Below are 20,076 nucleotides of genomic sequence, written 5' to 3' on the forward strand. Positions count from 1 at the left end.
CCCCGACCACGAGACCCATCCCGCCCATGGCCATGGACCCGCATCCGCAGTTCGCCAGCGCCCCGGCGCCCACCGTCGGCTTCGACGAGGGGGTGCAGGCCCTGGGCGGCCTGCCGGGCATGCTGCCCGGGCTCAGCGGCAACGCCGTGCCTGCCCCGAGGCAAGCCCTGACCCCCAGCCCGGCGCCAGCCTCGCCCTCGCCCCCGCCCAAGCCGCCCGCCACCGAGACCCTGGCCCAGCGCACCGGCAACCTGATCAACGAGGTCGACTTCCCCGGCTTCGTGGCCCAGCTGGTCAACGGCACCTTCGACGCCATCGTCGACGCCTCCATCCGCCAGATGGAGAGCTATGCCGAGCTGGTGGCCGCCGTGGCCAAGACCACCGAGCAGTTCACCGAGGAGAACGTCAGCACCAACCAGGCGCGCGACTGGGTGGCCCAGCAGTACGGTGCCGACGTGGCCGTGCTCCTGCCCCGCGGCAGCGACGACCAGCTGCGCCAGCCCATGCTGGTGCCGCGCGGCGAAGGCCACAGCCCGGCCTGGCTCGCGAACTACGGCGTCGGTGACCAGGAGCTCAGCAGCGAGCTGCTGGAGAGCGTGGTCCTGCCCCAGGCCCGCGCCCAGCTGGGCCGCGAGCGCCAGCAGCTGCTGGCCACGCTGGTGATGATGGGTCTCAACCGCGTGGCGGTGAAGGACGGCTCCATCAGCGCCAAGGTCATGTTCCGCGCCGTGGCCAACGACAAGGCCACGGTGCAGTACGCGCAAGGCCAGGACCCCGGCTCGGCCTCGGGCAGCAACTGGGGCAGCCGCGGCTCGCTGGCGGCGTCCTCGGGCGTGTCGACCATGGTCAGCACGCTCAACCTCAACGCCCAGAGCGACACCAGCCTCAGCGCGACCATGTTCGGCGAGGTCAAGCTCAACTTCGTCTCCGAGACCCTGCCGCTGGACAAGATGGCCGATGCGATGAAGCTGGCCATGGTCCAGCGCCATGCCGCGCTGGGGCCGCGCGCCGCGGCGCCTCTGCCTGCCGCCACGCCGGCCACGCCCGCCGTTCCGGCCGCCCCCACTGAACCCGGGAGGAGCTGATGCTGCGCGCCCTCTCCACCGTGATCGACGAGCTGCAGACCGCCATGGCGCCCCTGCTGCATGAGGCGCTGGCGCCCGCCGGCGTGGCCCGCATCCGGCTGGCCGAGGCGCAGTTCGACCTGCCCCTGGACCTGGCCCTGGTCTTCTCTGACGGCGGCCCCTGCCTGCTGGCCGAGCTGCCGCGCTCCAGCAGCGACGGCCACTGGCATGTGGACCGCTCGCGCCTGCGCTTCGTGCTGCGCGCCGAGCTGGAAGAGGAGGTGTCGCCATGAGCGGCAGGGATGACGCCCCCCAGGTCAGCCAGCTCTCGGGCGTAGGCGACCTGGGTGTGCCCTTTGACGTCTTCATCCAGGCGCTGACCCTGCAGCTGGACAAGGCCCAGGCCGCCATGGCCCTCAAGGCCCGCGTGGGCAAGCTGCCACTGACCTTTGCCGTGAAGGACGTGCAGCTGGACCTGCGCGCCTTCGTGCGCATGGTCGAGGAGGATGTCTGGGTGCGCCCTGCCGGCCCGGGCGAGGCCGAGGCCAGCAGCATCAAGCTGGCGCTGACCACGGTCACCAAGCCCATGATCGACGAGAACGCCGTCAGCTACGAGGCTCACGATGCCAAGCTGGATCTGAAGGAAGCGCTGGGCGAGCGCATCAGCACCGAGGAACAGCGCCAGTTGGAGCGCATCGGCGTGCACACCATCCAGCAGCTGCAGGAGCTGAAGAAGTCCGCCGGGGCCGATGTGGTCGCGCGCCTGGCCCGCATGCCGGTGAACCGCCTGCAGCAGGCCATGATGGCTGCCACCGCGCCGCGGGTGCAGCGGGTGGACAGCGCGCCCGCCGTCGGCGACGAGGGCGGTGCCCGCTCGCGCGTCACCCTCAGCACGCCTTCACTCAAGAGCGGGCGGCTGCCCCAGGTACGGGTCAATGGCCAGCGGCTGCCCGTGCGCCAGGCCGAGGCCATGGCCCTGGAGCTGAGCGTGGACCCCGAGCACATGGGCCAGGAAGCCGAGATCGACTTCGGCGACGGCGAGACCGCCCGCCTGCGCCTCAGCGCCGGTGCCATGGGCAGCTGGCACGAGGCCGAGGCCACCGCCAAGGAGCAGCCATGATGGCCCTGCCCTCCGACTGGCCCAAGCAGCTGCCGCGCCGCCTGCTGCTCACCCTGCGCCTGGGCGAGATGCCCGAGCATGTGCCCGCCTGGCGCGCCTGCCAGCGCCACGGCGTGCCCTTTGGCGAGCACCTGGACGGCGGCCCCATCGACCGCCTGCTGTCCCACTTTGGCGGCGGCATGCGCCTGGCCCGCGTGCACAGCGCGCGCACCGGCCGCGAGCAGGCGCCTTCGCGCGTGGGCGCCCGGCGCTTCGACGACATCGAGCAGCTCAGCGGCGTGGCCCGCGTGCTGCGCATCGAGCTGCAGCAGGGCGATCGCCTGCCCGAGCTGATGACGGCCCTGGCCCAGCTGCCCACGGTGGAGCATGCGCGGCCCGAGCGCCTCGTCGACATGGGGCTGGACGGCAGCGCCGTGCATCCCTCCCCGCTGCCCGCCGCCGTGCCGCAGGCGGCCAGCGTCGACATGCAGGAGGCCTGGGCCGCGCGCGACCTGATCCGCCTGACCGAGGCCCTGGCCTATGCACCGGGCGACCCGACCGTGATCATGGGCCTGGCCGACACCGGCGTGGTGATGGACCACCCCGCCCTGCACCGCGCCCTGCGCCCCGGCTTCGACACCGTGGACCTGCAGGCCGGCGCCGGCGGCCCCGAGCTGGTGGGCGACGACGCCGGCGCGGACGCCGACCCGCAGGACGAAGTCGGCCACGGCACCGGCTGCGCCGGCATCGTCTGCGCCGACAGCCCCGAGCTGCCCCCGGGCGCGGCGGGCCGGTGCCAGGTCTTGCCTGCCCGGGTGCTGGGCGCGGCGCTGAAGGGCCAGCGGCGCGTGGGTATCGGGTCCGTGGCCAATATCGACGCGGGCATGAAGCGCCTGATCGACCTGGGCGTGAAGGTCATCAACATGAGCTTCGGCACCGCTTCCTCCCAGCTGAGCCCGGACGAGCCGCCGCCCCACAGCGAGGTGGTGCGCTATGCCCTGGCGCGCGGCGTGATCCTGGTGGCGGCCAGCGGCAACTCCGGCCTCACCGAGCCCTTCTACCCCGCCGCCCTGCCCGGCGTGATCGCCGTGGGCGCCGTGGACCTGCAGGGCAAGCCCGCCCGCTTCTCCACCCGCGGCGATCACGTGGCGCTCAGCGCGCCCGGCCAGGGCATCTGGACCTGCGGCCTGAACGGCTGGCAGCGCGCCAACGGCACCAGCTTCGCGGCGCCCTTCGTGTCGGCCGTCTGCGCGCTGATGGCGGCGCGGGCCGAGGCCCGGGCCTGCCCCATCGATCCCGAGATGACCCGCCAGCTGCTCATGCAGAGCAGCCGGCCCCATGCCCAGGCCGGCGAGTCCGGCATGGGCCGCGGCGTGCTCGACGCCCTGGCCGCCCTGCGCGCCCTGGACGACTGGCTGGACCGCCACGACGGCCTCCAGGCCGACGACTGACCCTGTGCATGACCGAGTGACAAGGAGCCCCCATGGCCAGCCAAAACCCCAAGAAGACAGCGCAGCGCAAGGCGGCCCCACCGGTCGCTGCGGCGCCTCGCGCCCCGCGCAAGAAGACGAGCGCCGCCGCTGCAGCGCCGCCACCCCCCACCCGCAAGGCCAGCGCCCCGGCGCGGGCCCGTCCCTCCCGTGCGGGCCTCGCCGCACCCAAAGCCACCGCCCCCGCTGCGGCAGCCAACACCCAAACAGGAGCCACCCAAATGAACCGCATCCTCTTCATCGACCTGGCCGAACGTGACCGCAACCGCCGCGCCGAGATCCGCGTGCGCATCGCCAACCTGGAGCGCATCGAGAACACCAAGGCCCGCTCCGGCGGCCTGGGCCCGGACCTGAAGAAGGAACTCGACGACCTGCGTGCCCAGCTCGCCGACCGCGACACCACCGACGAGCTCTACCGCGGCGTGGCCGAGCAGGTCTCGGGCAAGCCCTGGGCGGTGCTGTCGCAGACCGGGCAGACCGACTACGTGATGCGCTACGGCTTCATGGGCAGCCAGTACGGCGTGCAGCCCAATGACCTGGGCGTGGAGGAGAAGGAGATCCTGGCCGTCTGCGGCTTGCTGCTGCTGGACGGCATCCAGGGTCCGGACAACCTGAACTTCGTCTCCAAGGTCACCATCGCGCGCGGCGAGTTCGAGCAGAACCGCGCCCTGTTCATGGCCGCCTTCAACCGCTTCACCACGCGCCATGAGGTGACGCTCAAGTCGCAGATCGAGAAAGGCTACGTGGACCCGGAGGCGCCCGGCTTCATCAGCGGCCGCAGCAGCACTAGCAGCACGAAGGGCAGCAGCTATCTGGTGCCGGACCCGGACGACACCGTGTACGCCGTCTCCGCCAACAGCCTGGCCTCCATCGTGCGCCGCATTCGCGACGAAGGCATCTCGCCCAACGACCCGTGGCTCACCAGCCGCATGGACAACGCCTTCAACCTGCTGACCGGCATGGTGGAAGGCGCCCCGCCCTCGGCCCTGGAGATCATGCTGCCGGACCTGGAAGAGGCCGTGGACGTGGAGATCCAGAAGGAGAACCTCCAGGCCTCGCAGGCCATCTACTTCGCCTACCAGCTGGAGGAGATGCGCATGTTCCAGGTGGTGGACAAGATCGTGGACCTCTTCCGCGGCGGCCTGCTGCCCCTGGGCAAGGGCACGGTGGGCGACAAGCTCTTCAAGTACTTCAAGACCAGCACCGAGCGCATCACCGAGGCCGAGCGCCGCGAGCTCTACTACCGCATGTTCGGCGCGCCCGGTGGCAACCCCAGTGCCGGCGACCCGAACCGGGACTTCAACGAGCTGTGGCTGCGCTTCGTCTCGGCCGTGTCCAGCTTCGCGCGCCAGATCTCGGTGGAGCGGCTGCTGCGCAACAACGTGCCCATGGCCGTCAGCCAGGAGCAGGTGCGCAAGGCCGCGCGCGACCTGGGCGCCAACCTCTCGCGCAACGGTTACGGCATCGCCTACTTCGCCGCGACCGAGCTGCAGAACACCATCATCAACTTCCGCGACATCCTGCAGGACCCCGACCTGCGCTCGGCCTTCGGCGCCCGCGACATGTGGCAGGTGATCGACATGGTCAACGTCAACTACCTGGGCGGCGCCAAGAACACGCACCGCTTCCGCACGCAGTCGCGCGCCGGGGCCATCATCATTCGCTGGATCTCCGAGAACATCCAGCGCCTGGCCAACATCTCGGGCCCGGTGCTGTCCATCGACGAGATCTCCAACCCGCAGATGCGCATCTCCAGCGGCGCCAACCCCACGCTCAAGCCCACCGACTGGGATCTGGTCAATGCCTGCGAGCAATGGCTGGCGGTGATGGGCGTGCAGGAGCAGAGCGTGGAGCACTACTCCCAGTCCATCGAGGCCCCGGCCATGACCAGCCGGCCCATCGACATGCCCCAGGCCGCGCGCGATGTGCTGGCCTCCGTGGGCGTGAACCTGCCGGTCTGAGCCCAGGAGGCTTGTCATGACGCAACCGATGTTCAAGCACGTGGCGCAGTCGCTGGCGGTGGCCTCGCGCCGCCTCGGCGTCAGCGATCCCATGGACTATGTGGGCCCCATGCTGCAACGCAGCTTCGCCCGGCCTGAGAACGACCTGGCCTATGCCAACAACGCGCTGACGCCCGGCGCCGTGCCCTACGAGCCCTCCTTCTCGGAGAGCGAGCCGCGCATGCTGCGCTTCACCATCTCGCCGCTGGAGCCCGAGGCCAGCCCCATGGCCCGGCGCGACGAAGCCACGCGCGAGCTGCGCCGCCTGGTCTACCCCATCTTCGGCCGCGATGCCCTGCGCTGGTTCGACGAGCGCAGCGAGGCCTGGCGGGGCATGTCTGGCCTCTCGTGGATGAACTTCGGCGCCTGGTTCGGCAGCGCCTTCGACGAGGACGGGCTCTACGCCGCCAAGATCTACTACGAGCTCAATCCGCAGCAGATCGAGGCCCTGAGCCCGGGCCTGGCCCGGCTCACGCGCCGGGTGATGATGCTCTACCCGCGGCTCATGCCCATCTTCACCAGCATCGGCTGCAAGCGCGACGCGGGCTCGCAGCGCGTGACCTTCATGCACCGCGGGCCGCTGGTGCTGTCCGAGCTGGGATCGCTGATGAACGAGCTGGGCCTGGCCCAGCGCCTGCCCTCGCTGATGCGCGCCGTGGGCGTGGCCCTGGGTGGGCGCTTCGAGCTGCCGCACGGCTCAGCCCTGCTGGGCCTGCGCGAGACGCCCGAGGGCGCGGAGCTCAAGCTGGAGATCCTGCTCTCCGCCCTGCCCGACCTGCCCACCGGCTTCGTCGACCTGGTGCGCCTGGGCCTGGCCGAGCGCCCGCGCCAGCTGATGGCCCTGGAGCGCTGGCTGCAGGCCTTCGGCGTGGATGATGCGCGCGAGCAGGGCCATTTCTCGGTGCTGTCCGTGCGGGTCACGCCGCGCAGCGACGCCCGCATCAGCCTCTATGTGCGCCCCATCGAGTTCGAGCTGCGCGACCAGATGAACGAGCGCGCATCCGCCGGTCACGTCCTGAGCCCCGAGGTGTGAGATGAGTGCACTGCCCGCCCCCAGCCCTTCGCCCGCCACGCCGCCCGTCAGCCGCGAGACCCTGCAGGCGACGCGCAGCTCCGTCCGCGCCCTGCTGGAGCAGAGCCCGGCCTACACCCGCCTGGCGCCGGACACCCAGCGCCAGCTGGCGCATGACCTGGTGCAGGTCGGCGCCTTCCTGGCCGAGCCGGGCATCAAGGTCGACCCGCAGCAGGCCGCGCCCGAGGTGCAGTCCCTGGCCGCGGGCGGCCTGCTGGGCTTCGGTGCGCTGAACAACCAGGCCAATGCACGCGGCAGCACCAGCGGCGTCAAGGACGTGGAGGCGGACGACGCCCCGGCCTTCGGCGCCGCCGTGCGCACGGGCGTGGAGCAGGCCGTGGCCATGATCAAGGGGGTGAACTTCCCCGGCTTCGTCAGCGGCCTGATCAACGGCGTCTTCCACAGCATCGTCACGAGCAGCATCGAGCAGATGGAGGCCTACGCCAAGCTGGTGGCCGACGTCTCCAAGAGCCTCAACCAGTTCCGCGACGAGAACACCACGGCCAACCAGGGCCGGGACAACCTCATCGAGCGCTTCCCCGACCTCTTCCAGCTGCAGGAGCCCGGCCAGGGCGACTTCAGCTTCGGCGACGCGCCCGCCACCGGCCCGCGCGTGACCCTGCGCGAAGGCGTGGAGGAGAAGGACGCCATCGCCCGCATCAACGGCAGCGGCCTGCCCCTGGCCCAGCCCCTGCAGCGCATCGACGACAACCTCATCGAGGCCCTGCTGGTACCCGCCGCGCGCACCACCATCGCCACCGGCCGCCAGCAGCTGCTGGCCACCATGGTCATGATGGGCATGCAGCGCATCGTGGTGACCGACGGCAAGATCTCCGCCAAGGTGCTGTTCGACTTCCAGGCCCGCGACAACCGCCGCTTCCAGAAGAGCGCCGTCAAGTACGACTACGCGACGGACATGTACGGCAACGTCCAGAAGACCCACAGCGGCGAAGGCCAGTGGGACTACAAGAAGGAAGGCGGCAGCGAGACCCGCAGCGACACCGGCGTGCTGACCGGCAAGACCGACGCCAGCACCTACTCGAACGGCTCCTACAAGTACAACGAGGCGCCTGTCGTCACCCTGATGAGCACCAGCCAGCTGCGCGACGACTCCTCGCTGCAGACCAAGGCCAGCCTGGCCGGCCACGTGGAGGTCAACTTCAAGAGCGACTACCTGCCGCTGGAGAAGATGGCCGACCCGGCGGCCATCGCCGCCATCCAGATGAACTCGCAGCCCGGCATGGTCAAGACGATGGCTGCGCGGCCGGTCACCACCACACCTGGCGCGGCGGCACCCGCTGCAGCGCCGGCCGCCGGCACGCCTGCCCCTGCCCCCGCCGCCTGAGGACGCCGCCATGCCAAGCACCGCGCTCACGTCCGCCGCCTCGGGCACTTCGGCGGCCCCGCACGACTGGCTGGACGATGCCACCCTGGCCACCGTGCGCCCCCAGGTGCGGGCCCTGCTGGCCCAGAGCGAGGGCTTCCGGGCCCTGCCGCCCGAGCAGCAGCGCGAGATCGCCCAGACCATGGTGCGCGTGGCCTCCTTCATGGCCAATCCTCAGGGCCTGGCGCGCGAGGAGTTCGAGAACCCCGTGGTACGCAAGGACGGTGGCTCAGTCGATGAGCCAGCGCGGCTGCCCCGCAGCGAGGCGGCCTCCGCCGAGGCCCTGGCCGGCGGCGTGGATGCGGCCAAGAACAAGGCCTCCGAGAAGGTGGGCACCTTTGCCGGCGCCGACTTCAAGGCCGGCGCCCTCCAGCAGGGCACCGAGCAGTTCAAGAACCTGGTCAACTCGGTGGACTTCCCCGCCTTCGTGGGTGGCCTGATCCAGAACGTCTTCCAGGCCATCGTCAACGCCAGCATCCAGCAGATGCAGGCCTATGGCGAACTGCTCAAGTCCGTGGCCCAGACCGTGGACCAGTTCGCCCAAGACAACATCAGCCTGGACCAGGCGCGCGGCTGGCTCAGCGACAAGTTCCCCGACGCGCTGCGCGTCGGGCGCGGCGAGCAGGAGGACGGCGGCACCGGCCAGCGCCTGCAGCTGCGCAACGAGGACAACGAAGGGGCGCTGGCCCGCATCAACCAGGAGCTGCAGCTGCTCAAGCCCGTCACCGACCTCTCGGACGAGGAGCAGGAGGCCCGCCTCGTGGCCGCCGCCCGCGTGCAGATGGCGCGCTCGCGCCAGCAGCTGCTGGCCTCGATGACGCTGCTGGGCATCAACCGCATCGTGATCACCGACGGCGCCATCAACGCCAAGGTGGTGTTCGATTTCCGCGCCAGCGACCAGGCCCTGCGCAAGGCCAAGGCCGGGCTCTCGGACCGCGAGCACATGCACAACACCAACATCTCGGGCGCGGCGGGCGGCTTCTTCGGCTGGGGCGCGGCCACCATGAACCGCAACGACTACGACCACATGACCACGGTGCAGTCCTCGGTCGACGAGAGCAGCGAGTCCAAGGCCTCGCTGAAGGCCAAGCTCACCGGCGAGGTGCGGGTCAACTTCAAGAGCGACTACTTTCCCATGGAGAAGCTGGCCACGCCGGGCATGCTGGCGTCCATCCAGGGCAATGCCACGCCCTTCGACCCGAACCCGCCGCGGCCTGCCGCCCCGGCTGCACCGGGGACGACGCCCGCGCCGGCCGGCAACGCCGCCGCCCCGGCCGGTCAGACGCCCCCGCGCATGGCCGCCTGAGTCCCGCCCCGGAGCATCGCCGTGAGCTGCGAGACCGCCCCCCATCCCGCCGCCGAGGCCCTCGCGGGCACCGAGGCCACCCCGCCCGCCCCCGAGCCGGCGGTGCTGGCGCTGTCGGCCCTGCTGGACCAGGCCGAGGCGCTGCAGGCCGCGCACCTGCCGGGGCTGCGACTGCTGGCCCAAGGCCTGGACCTCGGCGCCATCGACCTGCCCGAGCCCGCCCGCCCCACGCGTGCACCGGCCCAGCTGGGCGTGCTGGCCAGCCTCTACCTCGTGCAGGAGCTGGAGCCCATGATCCGCGCCAGCGAGCGCGTTGCCGCGCTGTGGAGCAGCGGCGCCATCAGCGTGGCCCTGCCCAAGCTGGAGCCCCTGCTGAAGAAGCTATGGAAGGAGCGCCGCCAGCGTCTTTCCGGTGACGAGCGCCGCGCCCTGCTGGCCCAGGCCTTCGACCCGCAGGACTTCGAGCCCGCCCTGGCCCGCCTCTGCGACGCCATCGTGCCCCTGGCCGACAACGCCGGCCAGCACGATGTGCGCGAGGAAGTCGGCCTGCAGCATGCGGCCCAGGGCCTGCTGGAGATCGCCGCCAGCCGCCTCGAAGGCATGCTGCTGCAGGCGGCCGACGAGCTGCTGGGCCAGCTGCGCAGCGCCCTGCAGCTGCTGGGCGACCGCCAGCTGCAGACGGCCTTCGGCGTGCGCGACCTGCACGGCCTGGTGCGCGCGGCCCTGGTCCATGAGCGCGACGTGCTGGGCGACCTGCGCCAGCGCTTCGACCGCGCCCGCGCGGGCAGCCAGGTGCTGATGTGGCTGGCTCAGGCGGCGAGCCAGGGCTTTGCCATCGCGCCCGCGGACCCGGCGCTGCAGACCCTCATCGCGGCGGCCGAGCGCTGGCGGCTTTCGGCCCGTGGACAGCGCCCCGAGGTGGTCAACCTCGCCGTGCTGGAGGCCTTCTGAGCATGGAGGCCCTCAGCCCCGCCCGCCCCACGCAGGCCGTGCACGCGGCGGCCCCGCTGGGCCTGGAGGCCGACACCCCGCCGCCCTGGCTGCGCGCCGCCGTGCGCCAGCAGCTGGCCCACACCCAGGCCTATGCAGAGCTGCCCCCGGAGCAGCGCCGCGACCTGGCCCAGGCCATGGTCAAGGTCTCCCACCTCGTGGCCCTGAGCCTGCAGGAGGAGCACGAGGCCGAGCAGGCCATACGCCGGCGGCAGCCCCGCGCGCAGCAGGCCTCGGTGCAGAGCCTCGAGGCCCAGCCCGACTTCGGCACCGCCACGCGCCAGATCGGCCAGACCACGCGGGACACGCTCAATGCCATCAGCTTCCCGCGCTTCGTGACCGACCTGCTCAACGGCGTCTTCCGCGCCATGAACGACTCCAACCAGACCCAGCTGCAGCAGTACCTGCAGCTGCTCAATGCCGTCTCCGGCTCGGCCCAGGGCTTCGAGCAGCTGGCCACGCATGAGACACAGGCCCGGCAGTGGCTGGTCGACCACTTCCCCGACCAGCTGGAGATGGACGCCCCCGAGGCCCCGGACCCCGAGGACCGCCCCGAGCCCGGCGAGACGCCCGACCCCGACGACGCCCCCGAGGTGCCGCGCCTGCGCCTGCGCCCCGGCGGCCACATGCCCGAGCCCGACACCCTGCGCGCCGCCTTCGGCCTGGGCCCCAACGAGCCCATCGAGGCCTCCAGCCCGGAAGCTCTGGTGCCCTTCGCGCGGCGCCAGCTGGCCCGCCAGCGCCAGCAGATGCTGGCCACCATGGTGATGATGGGCATGAACCGCATCGTGATCGACGCCGGCAAGATCAACGCCGCCATGCGCTTCCACATCGACACCCGCAGCGCCGCCTCCCAGGACCGCGGCAGCCAGTTCGGCATGCAGAACCGCGTGAAGGCCGGCGGCAGCTTCGGCATCGGCGCCTGGGGCGCCAGCGCCGAGGTCGAGAACACCATCTCCTACGTCAACACCGAGCGCAGCCAGCGCACCGAGGAGATCAACACCGAGGCCGAGCTGAACTCCTCGGTGGAACTGCATTTCCACACCGATGCGGTGCCGCTGAATCGCCTGGCGGCGCAGGCCCAGGCCGATCGCATTCGCAATGCCAGCATCAATCCGAGCGCGGAGCTGGAGACCGCCCACCTGAACGCCCGCCAGCAGCGCCGCGAGGGGGTGCGCACGGGCGACGAGGCGCGCCGCACAGGCATGAACAGCGCCGTGGGCGGGGTGAGCCAGCCCAGCATGCGGGACGCGCCCTTGCCGGTGCCGGCGCCGGGGAGTACGGGTGGGACTGGAGGCGGTGGCAGCGGTGGTGGGGAGAGTGGGGGCAGTGGAGGCGCATCGGGCGCCAGCGGTGCATCGGGCGCCAGCGGTGCCTCAGGTGCGAGCGGTGCCTCGGGTGCGAGCGGGGGCGCCGCGACCCCGCCCTGACATCGCATAGGTGCGCAGCTCCAGACCGCATTTGCGTGACCTGTGCCGCGCCACGGATGGCGGCGGCGAGTGAATGGAGCCCTGCTGAGCGTTTGGTATTCGGGCCCGCACCGACACCCGAGTGAGTGCGACAAGGCCGCCTGTCGATGTGCCGTCTGTTCCCTGTGGCACTGCAGCGATCCCGAACTCAGGTCCGGACGGGAAAACAGCAAAGGCACGTATCGAAAACAGTCCTCATTGAGCTTGCATAGTTACCGGGAGGTCCCTGTAGAAGGGTTAGGCATCGCCGCGTTGCCGGTTCGGCTTCCGCAAGGTTCGAGAAAGCGACTTTCGGCCGAGAAGCAGTCGTTCAGCAAGTTCCGTGACAACCCACTCCTCCGCAATGAGTGTGCCGGACAAGCGACTTACCACCATCTCCCGCCAGATGATGGGCTGACCTGTACCAGGGAAGCCTTTGAAGGGACCTGTATGGGTTGCGCGCATGGTTCTCTGCCAACTCACGGTGTCTGATGAATCAAGGAAGAACCGCACCTCAACACTCAGGTCGGAAAACGCTCCGCGATACAGATCGACAACTGATCGAACCAAACTTGTTCCACCTAGTACGTCCTGATCCGTGATGTGAACAACGTAGTCCGGAGCGAAGTACTGACTTATGGCGTCGACTTGGCCATCGCGAAACAGCGTGTAGCTGGCATTCAGGATCTGATCTCGGGCAGCGTGGTTCATGTGTAGCAGCGGGTTTGTTGCGATGCCTAACGACTTCCCCGTCCCGAACCAGCCGCGATGCGGCGAACGGCAACTGAGTGCCACGATGGGAAGCGCGATCTCTCATCAACTCATTCGGAAGGGGACGTCATGGCCATGACTGTACGTGGGTATCGATCTCGCCAAGAACGTGTTTGCCCTGCATGGCATCAACGAGGCCATCCAGCGCCCCCACATGCGCTTCGTGCCGATCAAAAATCTTGAGCAGCAGTCGCGCCTGATGGTGCACCGTGCCCGCCAGGGATTCGTCGAGCAGCGCACCGCCACGCTCAGTCGCATCCGCGGGCTGCTAAGCGAATTCGGCATCGTGCTGCCACTCAAGGCCGCCACCGTGCGTCGGCGTGCCTGCGCGTGCCTGGAAGATCTCCCAGGCTACGCCAACACCGTGATCGGTGATCTGCTCAGCGAAGTCACGCGGCTGGACGAGCGTGTGGCGCTGTAGGACGCCCACATCCAGGCCATGGCCAAAGACGATGAGCGCGCCCACCAACTGATGAAGTTGGGCGTTGTCGGCCCCACTACCGCCACTTGCTTGCTTGCCATGATTGGCAATGGGCACGACTTCGATTGCGGCCGCCAGTTCCCGGCCTGGTTGGGCCTCACGCCGGGTCAATACAGCTCGGGTGGCAAGACGCGGCTGGGGCGCATCACCAAAGCGGGCGACGCCTATCTGCGCAGCCTGCTCGTGCTGGGCGCTAAGGCGCTGCTGGCGGCCGCCAAGAACAAGACCGATGCAATCAGCCGATGGGCGGTAGCCCTCGCCGAGCGACGCGGCTACTGGCGGACGGTCGTCGCCATCGCCGCGAAGAACGCGCGCAAGGCTTGGGCAGTGCTGCGGCGTGGCGAGGCTTTTGCGCTGCCTGCCTGAGCCCCATCGGCTTGTCCATCATCGATTCAAAAGCAACACAGAACCACCGCCGTGTGACAGCAAGCGTTGATGACAACAGGCTTGGACCTGCGCGGGGCGTGACCGACTAGCTCAAGGGCGGCGCAAGACTTGCCGGCTAACGAATGGCCCCCCCGCGTGCGTCCTTCATCAGGGTCCGTAGCATCGAGCGCCACACGAATGACCGTTTGTTGATTGGCCAGTCCGCACCTTGTTGTCCTTGCCAACGCCAGCCCCTGCCACGGCTGCAGGTCTTGAAGAAAGAAGTTCAGATGGAGAAATGGCCCGCACAGCGGGCCATTAGGGATGCGTTTGGCTTGACGGACGGGGAAGCCCTTGTAGTTTCAGATGAGAAGCTGACCCGGCTTGCCGGGGCAAGTCCTCTCGATTGAAGGGTTGGGCGTCATTCTCACAACAAGCCCCACTCGCGCTCCAGGCGAGCTACTTCATCAAGCAACGTGTACTGACGAATATTGTCTCCGCGAGCGCCACCTACGTAAAAGGTGCGAGGAGCTTCGATCATTCGAACTATCTCTGGTGAAAGATGGTGGCGCAGACTTGAGTAGGTGGCCGAGGATAAGAACTTGCTTCGATAGTCAATGAAGTCGTGCTTCTCTTTTGAGATGGCCGACCGCCAGGAGTCAATGAGCTTGCGGCGTTCTGTTCGCTTGGCAATTCGTTCCGCTTCGGTCTCCTGGTGCATTGGTCTTTCCAACTGAGCGATAGCCGCTGTCTCTGCTAGGCGCTTCCAGTCTTTAAGTACGTCTGCCGTGTAGCGGGTGGAATCGTTGTCTATGAGCTTGGCGCAAACCTGGCAGAGCCAGATGCCGTTTGTTATAGACCGTCGCTGAGCAGCTGACATTGTTGGGTCAAAGCGCGGCCCACCAGGTGCCGCCGCAGAGATATGTGCGCCAACACCAATGTTTACTACTGCGTCAGCCTCGCTCCGCGGGCCAGCAGTTGGTCTTCCGCAAATCGGGTTCGAGCAGCGAAATCCGACACGCTTTGCGAGCGTATCAAGCGTGCGGGCTGAGAAGTCGTCTCTTTGTGGTAACACGAAGATTCTCTCTATGACGCCCAACCTGCTATGGGGAGACAGACACTGCCGCATAACGTCGATGCCACCCACCTAACAACACCGCAACAAGCTCTCTCAATCCCTTGATTCATCGGTGATTTCTCCCAGTCTCCAGTCCCGACCAGGATACTAAAAATCCGGACACAAGCGGCACGGGCTGCAACTGATGCGACGCATCGTGGCCCCGAAGCCTGGGCCTCTCTCGAGGACGGCCGTTGGCCGTGCGTCTACCGTTCTGCGACGCTGGCAGCAGGAGCCTTGAACTGACGGTCAGCCTATTGAACCCCCAGCACCTCAAACTGCTGTCGGACGGCAGCGACCTGCATCAACACCTCATCCCCCTCGCACTTGCCAAGCACGGCCTTGCACAAGGGCGCTTCGCTGCTGATGACCTGCACCCTCTGTGCGCCGCTGAGCAGCTTCATGCTGCCGCCCTCAGGGCCGAGAAAGAGCTGCTGCTCCACGCCGTCGGCGTCGACTAGGCAGACCAGCGCGCCCAGCTGTATGCCTTTGCCCGGGTCGTAGGGGCGGGGTTGGAACTGGCGCCACTGGGCCATCGCCTGGCGGATGGCTTCGGCGCGACGCGCTTGGCCGGTGGCCAGGTAGGCAGCCTCGAGCCCGAGCGTGTCGTACTTGTTCTCGGCGACGTTCTCTTCATGCGTCGCCGTTTCATGGGCCACCCGCGCCGCCTGTTCAGCCTGCAGCAGGTCATCGGCGAGCTGGTCCAGCACTCGCTGCCGCAGCAAGAATTTGTCCATCATGGAAGGCCGGCCTCTCGAACAAGCGGGAGCGGATCTTGCCACCAGCCCGCGTCAGGCTGAGCGCCTCAATGCTTGCCCGTCGACCCGAACCCACCCTCGCCACGATCACTGGCACCAAACTCGTCCACCACACGGAACTGGGCCTGCACCACCGGCACGATCACCAGCTGGGCGATGCGCTCCATCGGCTGGATCACGAAGGCGGTCTGGCTGCGGTTCCAGACGCTGACCATGAGCTGGCCCTGGTAGTCGGAGTCGATCAGGCCCACGAGGTTGCCCAGCACCACGCCGTGCTTGTGGCCCAGGCCTGAGCGCGGCAGGATCACCGCGGCCAGGCCGGGGTCGCCGATATGGATGGCCAGGCCGGTGGGCACCAGATGGGTCTGGCCGGGCTCCAGGGTCACGGCGGCGTCCAGGCAGGCGCGCAGGTCCAGGCCGGCCGAGCCGGGCGTGGCGTAGGCGGGCAGCTGCTCGGCCATGCGGGCGTCGAGGACTTTCAGGTCGATGGTGCTCATGGATGTCGGGGAGAGAGTTCGAAAGGGGTCAGGTCTTGCCACCTGACTGAACGGGGCGGCGCTCAGCCGACGCGGCGGGCGATCTCGGCCACCAGCTGGCGGGCCAGCGTGAGCTTGTCGGCGCGGGGCAGCTCGGTCTCGCGGTCGGCCTCGACCAGCACCAGGCTGTTGTCGTCCTTGCCAAAGGTGGCGGGGCCGAGATTGCCCACCACCAGGGGCAGCTTCTTGCGCAGCAGCTTCTCGCGGGCATGCTTGACGAGGTCCTGGCTCTCGGCGGCGAAGCCCACGCAGTACGGCGCATCGGGCAGCGCGGCCACGGTGGCGAGGATGTCCGCGTTCTCGGTCAGCTCGAAGGTGGGGGCGCTCTTCTTGCCGTCCTTCTTGATCTTGTGCTCGTTGAGCTGGGCGGGGCGCCAGTCGGCCACGGCGGCGGTGGCCACGAAGACCTCGTGCTGCGCGGCGCGCGGCAGCACGGCTTCCAGCATCTGCTGGGCGCTGGTGACGTCGATGCGGCGCACGCCCACCGGCGTGGGCAGGTGCACGGGGCCGGCGATCAGCGTGACCTCGGCGCCGGCCTCGGCGGCAGCGCGCGCGATGGCAAAGCCCATCTTGCCGCTGGAGAGGTTGGTGATGCCGCGCACCGGATCGATGGCCTCGAAGGTCGGGCCCGCGGTGATCAGCAGGCGGCGGCCCTGCAGCAGCTTGGGCTGGAAGTGCGCGATCACGGCGTCCAGCAGCTGCTGCGGCTCCAGCATGCGGCCGTCACCGACCTCGCCGCAGGCCTGATCGCCATGGCCGGGGCCCAGCACCTGGGCGCCGTCCGCCTGCAGCTGGGCGATGTTGCGCTGGGTGGCGGGGTGGGTCCACATCTCGCGGTTCATCGCGGGGGCGACGAGCAGGCCGCAGCGCTCGCGCGGGCGCGCCAGCGCGGTCAGGGAGACCAGCTCGTCGGCGCGGCCCTGGACCAGGCGGGCGATCATGTCGGCGCTGGCGGGGGCGATGAGCATCACGTCGGCCTCGCGGCTGAGGTTGATGTGCGCCATGTTGTTGGGCTCGCGGGCGTCCCATTGGCTGGTGTAGACCGGCCGGTTCGAGAGCGCCTGCATCGTGACCGGCGTGATGAAGGCCTCGGCGGCCTCACTCATCATCACCTGCACGGTGGCCCCGGCCTTCACGAGCAGGCGGGTGAGCTCGGCGACCTTGTAGCAGGCCACGCCGCCGGAGAGCGCCAGCAGGATGTGCTTGCCGGCCAGTGGGAGTGCGTCAGACATGAGCGGGGACTCTATCAGCCGGGGCGCAGCCGCGCTTCAGCGTTTCTTGAAGACCAGGTCCCAGACGCCGTGGCCCAGCTTGAGGCCGCGGTTCTCGAACTTGGTGAGGGGCCGGTAGGCCGGCTTCTCGGCATAGCCCTCGGCCGTGTTCTGCAGCTGCGGCTCTGCGCTGAGCACCTCCAGCATCTGCTCGGCATAGGGCTGCCAGTCGGTGGCGCAGTGCAGGTAGCCACCGGGGGCGAGATGCTCGATGAGCTTCGCCACGAACGGCGTCTGGATCAGGCGCCGCTTGTTGTGGCGCTTCTTGTGCCAGGGGTCGGGGAAGAAGATGTGGATGCCGGCCAGGCTGGCCTTCGGGATCATCTGCTCCAGCACCTCGACGGCGTCGTGCTGGAAGATGCGGATGTTGGGGATGTCCTGCTCGCCGATGAGCTTCAGCAGCGCGCCCACGCCGGGCTCGTGCACCTCGCAGCCGATGAAGTCGTGGTCGGCCAGGGTCTGGGCGATCTGCGCGGTGGCGCCGCCCATGCCGAAGCCGATCTCCAGCACCACCGGCGCCTTGCGGCCGAAGACGGCCTCGTAATTCAGGGGCGTGCCAGCCTGGAAGGGCAGCACAAAGCGCGGGCCCAGCTCGGCCAGGGCCTTGATCTGGCCCGTGCCCATGCGGCCGGCGCGCACGACGAAGCTCTTGATGGCGCGGCGCGGGGCCTCGCCCTCAGCGAGCGTGGCGTCTTGGGTGTCGGGGGGCGTGAGGTCAGGCGGCGTGGTCATGGGAAATTCCGGGCGAAGGGCCGGGATTTTACCGGCGCCCTGCCCGTCCGCCGCGGAGGCTGTCAGCCGATGACGTCCATCACGATGGGCGCCGGCGCCACGGCGGTGCCGGGCTCGGTCAAGGTGACGGCTGCCTGGTAGGCCGCGATCACGCGATCGGCCTGGGCCTGGTCGGCCGCATGCACCAGGGCCAGGGGCTCGCCCGCGGCCACCGAGGCGCCCACATGGCGGACGCCGGACAGGCCCACGCGGAAGTCGATGGCATCGCTGGCCACGCGGCGGCCGCCGCCCATCTCGACGATCAGCAGGCCGATGTCCCGCGTCTTCATGGCCGACAGCACGCCGGCACGCGGCGCGGGAATGGCCTGGATCACGGGCGCGGCCGGCAGATAGGCCTGCGGGCGTTCCATCAGATCGGCCGGGCCGCCCAGGGCCACGACCATCTGCGCGAACTTCTCAGCGGCGGCGCCGCTGTCCAGGGCTTGCTGCAGGCGGGCGCGGGCGGCGGCGGTGTCGGCCGCGAGGCCGCCGATCACCAGCATCTCGGCCGCCAGCGCGAGCGTCACCTCATGCAGGCGCGGCTCGCGGCGATCGCCCTTCAGGTAGGCGATGGTCTCGGCGATCTCCAGCGCATTGCCCACCTCGTCACCCAGGACCTCGTTCATGTCGGTGATCAGGGCGCGGGTCTTGAGGCCGGCGCCGCCGGCCACGGCCACGATGCTCTCGGCCAGCTCACGGGCGAATTCGGGCGTGCTGGCGAAGGCGCCGTTGCCGCACTTGATGTCCATGGACAGGCCCTGCAGACCCGCCGCCAGCTTCTTGGACAGGATGGAGGCGGTGATCAGGGGCACGCTCTCCACGGTCGCGGTGACGTCCCGCGTGGCGTAGAAGCGCTTGTCGGCGGGGGCCAGGTCGCCCGTCTGGCCGATGATGGCGCAGCCCAGCTCGCGCACGATGCGGTCGAAGCGGGCCGGGTCCGGCGTGGTCGTGTAACCGGGGATGGCCTCCAGCTTGTCCACCGTGCCGCCGGTGTGGCCGAGGCCGCGGCCGGCGATCATGGGCACATAGCCGCCGCAAGCCGCAACCATGGGCGCGAGCATGAGGCTGACCTTGTCACCCACGCCGCCGCTGGAGTGCTTGTCCAGCACGGGGCCCGGCATGTCGGGCCACTGCATCACGCGGCCGGAATGCATCATGGCGCGGGTCAGGTGCACGGCCTCCTCGCGGCCCATGCCGCGCAGGAACACGGCCATACCCAGCGCGGCCACCTGGCCCTCGCTCCAGCTGCCATCGGTGAGGCCCTTCACGAAGGACTGGATCTGGGCCTCGGAGAGGGCCTGGCCGTCGCGCTTGGCGCGGATGATTTCTTGGGCAAGCATGGGTTCAATAAGCGGAGGTGACGGCCTGCGAGGCCTGGCCGGACAGCACGGACTCGATGTCCTTCAGCAGGCCGCTGGCGCCGAAGCGGAAGCGGCGCGCCTGCAGGGCATCAGCACCCAGCACGTCGGCGGCCAGCTGCAGATAGCCCTGGGCATCGGCCACGGAGCGGATGCCACCCGAGGCCTTGAACCCGGCCGAGGCCATGCCCGAGGCGGCGATCTCGCGCAGCATCACGCGGGCGGCTTCGGGCGTAGCGGAGACGGGCGTCTTGCCCGTGCTGGTCTTGACGAAATCGGCACCCGCGGCGAGCGAGAGGCGCGTGGCCTCGGCAATCAGCTCCGGCTCGGCCAGCTCGCCGGACTCGATGATGACCTTGAGCGTCAGCGGCCGGCTGGCATGGCGCACCTCGGCCAGGAACTCCTCGACCTCGCTGCGCTGGCCAGCCTGCAGGGCCCGCCAGGGCAGCACCACGTCGACCTCGTCGCCACCGGCTTGCGCGATGGTCTCGATGTCGGCAATGGCGCGGGCCACATCCAGCGCGCCATCGGGGAAGTCGGCCACGGCGGCCACCTTGATCTCCGGCGGCAGCATCGAGCGCGCCTGCGACACGAAGCGCGGCCACACGCACACCGCGGCCACGGGGCCGAAGGCGGTCTGGGCGCGCTCGCACAGCGCGGTGACGTCAGCGGCGGTGTCGGCGTCGTTGAGGCTGGTCAGGTCCAGGCACTGCAGGGCCAGGCGTGCGGCCTGGAGCAGGTCCAGGCGGTCAGTGGTTGTTGTCATGCGGTTCTCCCTGGGCGACCCCAGGCCG

General features: G+C 69.4%; 18 protein-coding genes and 1 pseudogene. 11 read left to right on the plus strand and 8 right to left on the minus strand.

From position 1 onward, the window contains the following. The first annotated feature begins 26 nt into the window (after positions 1-26). The 10 genes from ABDJ40_RS07650 to ABDJ40_RS07695 all read left to right on the plus strand — a co-directional run bounded on the left by ABDJ40_RS07650 (position 27) and on the right by ABDJ40_RS07695 (position 11,835). Positions 27-1,085 carry a hypothetical protein gene (locus ABDJ40_RS07650; protein WP_347608349.1) on the plus strand — a complete coding sequence of 353 codons (1,059 nt, stop codon included), beginning with the start codon at positions 27-29 and terminating at the stop codon, positions 1,083-1,085. Further along, entirely contained in the window at positions 1,085-1,357 is a 273-nt protein-coding gene (locus ABDJ40_RS07655; RefSeq protein ID WP_347608352.1) for a hypothetical protein, read from the plus strand. The genes ABDJ40_RS07650 and ABDJ40_RS07655 overlap by 1 nt, the downstream gene beginning before the upstream one ends. Beyond that, positions 1,354-2,184 (plus strand): hypothetical protein, encoded by an 831-nt coding sequence (locus tag ABDJ40_RS07660; RefSeq protein WP_347608355.1) that lies wholly within the window; start codon positions 1,354-1,356, stop codon positions 2,182-2,184. The genes ABDJ40_RS07655 and ABDJ40_RS07660 overlap by 4 nt, the downstream gene beginning before the upstream one ends. Beyond that, positions 2,181-3,614, plus strand: coding sequence for a S8 family peptidase (locus ABDJ40_RS07665; RefSeq protein ID WP_347608358.1), 1,434 nt, complete (start codon positions 2,181-2,183; stop codon positions 3,612-3,614). The genes ABDJ40_RS07660 and ABDJ40_RS07665 overlap by 4 nt, the downstream gene beginning before the upstream one ends. A gap of 260 nt (positions 3,615-3,874) precedes the next feature. Then, positions 3,875-5,614 (plus strand): hypothetical protein, encoded by a 1,740-nt coding sequence (locus tag ABDJ40_RS07670; protein WP_347608361.1) that lies wholly within the window; start codon positions 3,875-3,877, stop codon positions 5,612-5,614. Positions 5,615-5,630: 16 nt separating this feature from the next. Further along, positions 5,631-6,686, plus strand: a complete 1,056-nt coding sequence (locus tag ABDJ40_RS07675) for a hypothetical protein (RefSeq protein ID WP_347608364.1) — start codon at positions 5,631-5,633, stop codon at positions 6,684-6,686. A gap of 1 nt (position 6,687) precedes the next feature. Then, positions 6,688-8,070, plus strand: a complete 1,383-nt coding sequence (locus tag ABDJ40_RS07680; protein WP_347608367.1) for a hypothetical protein — start codon at positions 6,688-6,690, stop codon at positions 8,068-8,070. A gap of 10 nt (positions 8,071-8,080) precedes the next feature. Then, entirely contained in the window at positions 8,081-9,415 is a 1,335-nt protein-coding gene (locus tag ABDJ40_RS07685; protein ID WP_347608370.1) for a hypothetical protein, read from the plus strand. Positions 9,416-9,436: 21 nt separating this feature from the next. Continuing rightward, positions 9,437-10,366, plus strand: coding sequence for a hypothetical protein (locus ABDJ40_RS07690; protein ID WP_347608373.1), 930 nt, complete (start codon positions 9,437-9,439; stop codon positions 10,364-10,366). Positions 10,367-10,368: 2 nt separating this feature from the next. Then, the gene (locus ABDJ40_RS07695; protein ID WP_347608376.1) at positions 10,369-11,835 is read left to right on the plus strand and encodes a hypothetical protein; all 1,467 of its coding nucleotides are present in this window, start codon (positions 10,369-10,371) and stop codon (positions 11,833-11,835) included. A gap of 276 nt (positions 11,836-12,111) precedes the next feature. Here the strand turns inward: ABDJ40_RS07695 and ABDJ40_RS07700 are convergent, their stop codons facing one another. Further along, a complete protein-coding gene (locus tag ABDJ40_RS07700) occupies positions 12,112-12,564 on the minus strand; it encodes an ester cyclase (protein ID WP_347608379.1) in 453 nt (150 codons plus the stop codon). Between the two features lie 139 nt (positions 12,565-12,703). On the opposite strand from ABDJ40_RS07700, the pseudogene ABDJ40_RS07705 reads away from it, so the two are divergent. Beyond that, positions 12,704-13,471, plus strand: a pseudogene (locus ABDJ40_RS07705) (IS110 family RNA-guided transposase). Positions 13,472-13,898: 427 nt separating this feature from the next. Here the strand turns inward: ABDJ40_RS07705 and ABDJ40_RS07710 are convergent. The 7 genes from ABDJ40_RS07710 to deoC form a co-directional block, all read right to left on the minus strand. Next, complete coding sequence (locus ABDJ40_RS07710; RefSeq protein WP_347608382.1) at positions 13,899-14,192, minus strand: hypothetical protein; 294 nt, start codon at positions 14,190-14,192, stop codon at positions 13,899-13,901. A 650-nt stretch (positions 14,193-14,842) separates the two neighbouring features. Continuing rightward, positions 14,843-15,325: a GreA/GreB family elongation factor gene (locus ABDJ40_RS07715; RefSeq protein ID WP_347608490.1), complete on the minus strand. Its 483-nt coding sequence runs from the start codon at positions 15,323-15,325 to the stop codon at positions 14,843-14,845. Between the two features lie 68 nt (positions 15,326-15,393). Next, complete coding sequence (gene dut, locus ABDJ40_RS07720; RefSeq protein WP_347608385.1) at positions 15,394-15,843, minus strand: dUTP diphosphatase; 450 nt, start codon at positions 15,841-15,843, stop codon at positions 15,394-15,396. Between the two features lie 62 nt (positions 15,844-15,905). Continuing rightward, positions 15,906-17,114 carry a bifunctional phosphopantothenoylcysteine decarboxylase/phosphopantothenate--cysteine ligase CoaBC gene (gene coaBC / locus ABDJ40_RS07725; protein WP_347608388.1) on the minus strand — a complete coding sequence of 403 codons (1,209 nt, stop codon included), beginning with the start codon at positions 17,112-17,114 and terminating at the stop codon, positions 15,906-15,908. Positions 17,115-17,150: 36 nt separating this feature from the next. Beyond that, entirely contained in the window at positions 17,151-17,885 is a 735-nt protein-coding gene (trmB, locus tag ABDJ40_RS07730; RefSeq protein ID WP_347608391.1) for a tRNA (guanosine(46)-N7)-methyltransferase TrmB, read from the minus strand. A 62-nt stretch (positions 17,886-17,947) separates the two neighbouring features. Continuing rightward, positions 17,948-19,264: a thymidine phosphorylase gene (gene deoA, locus ABDJ40_RS07735; RefSeq protein ID WP_347608394.1), complete on the minus strand. Its 1,317-nt coding sequence runs from the start codon at positions 19,262-19,264 to the stop codon at positions 17,948-17,950. A gap of 4 nt (positions 19,265-19,268) precedes the next feature. Continuing rightward, positions 19,269-20,048, minus strand: coding sequence for a deoxyribose-phosphate aldolase (gene deoC, locus ABDJ40_RS07740; protein ID WP_347608397.1), 780 nt, complete (start codon positions 20,046-20,048; stop codon positions 19,269-19,271). Between the last annotated feature and the right edge of the window lie 28 nt (positions 20,049-20,076).

It is taken from the genome of Roseateles flavus (genome assembly GCF_039872765.1).
GTDB classification, from domain to species: domain Bacteria; phylum Pseudomonadota; class Gammaproteobacteria; order Burkholderiales; family Burkholderiaceae_C; genus Roseateles_B; species Roseateles_B flavus.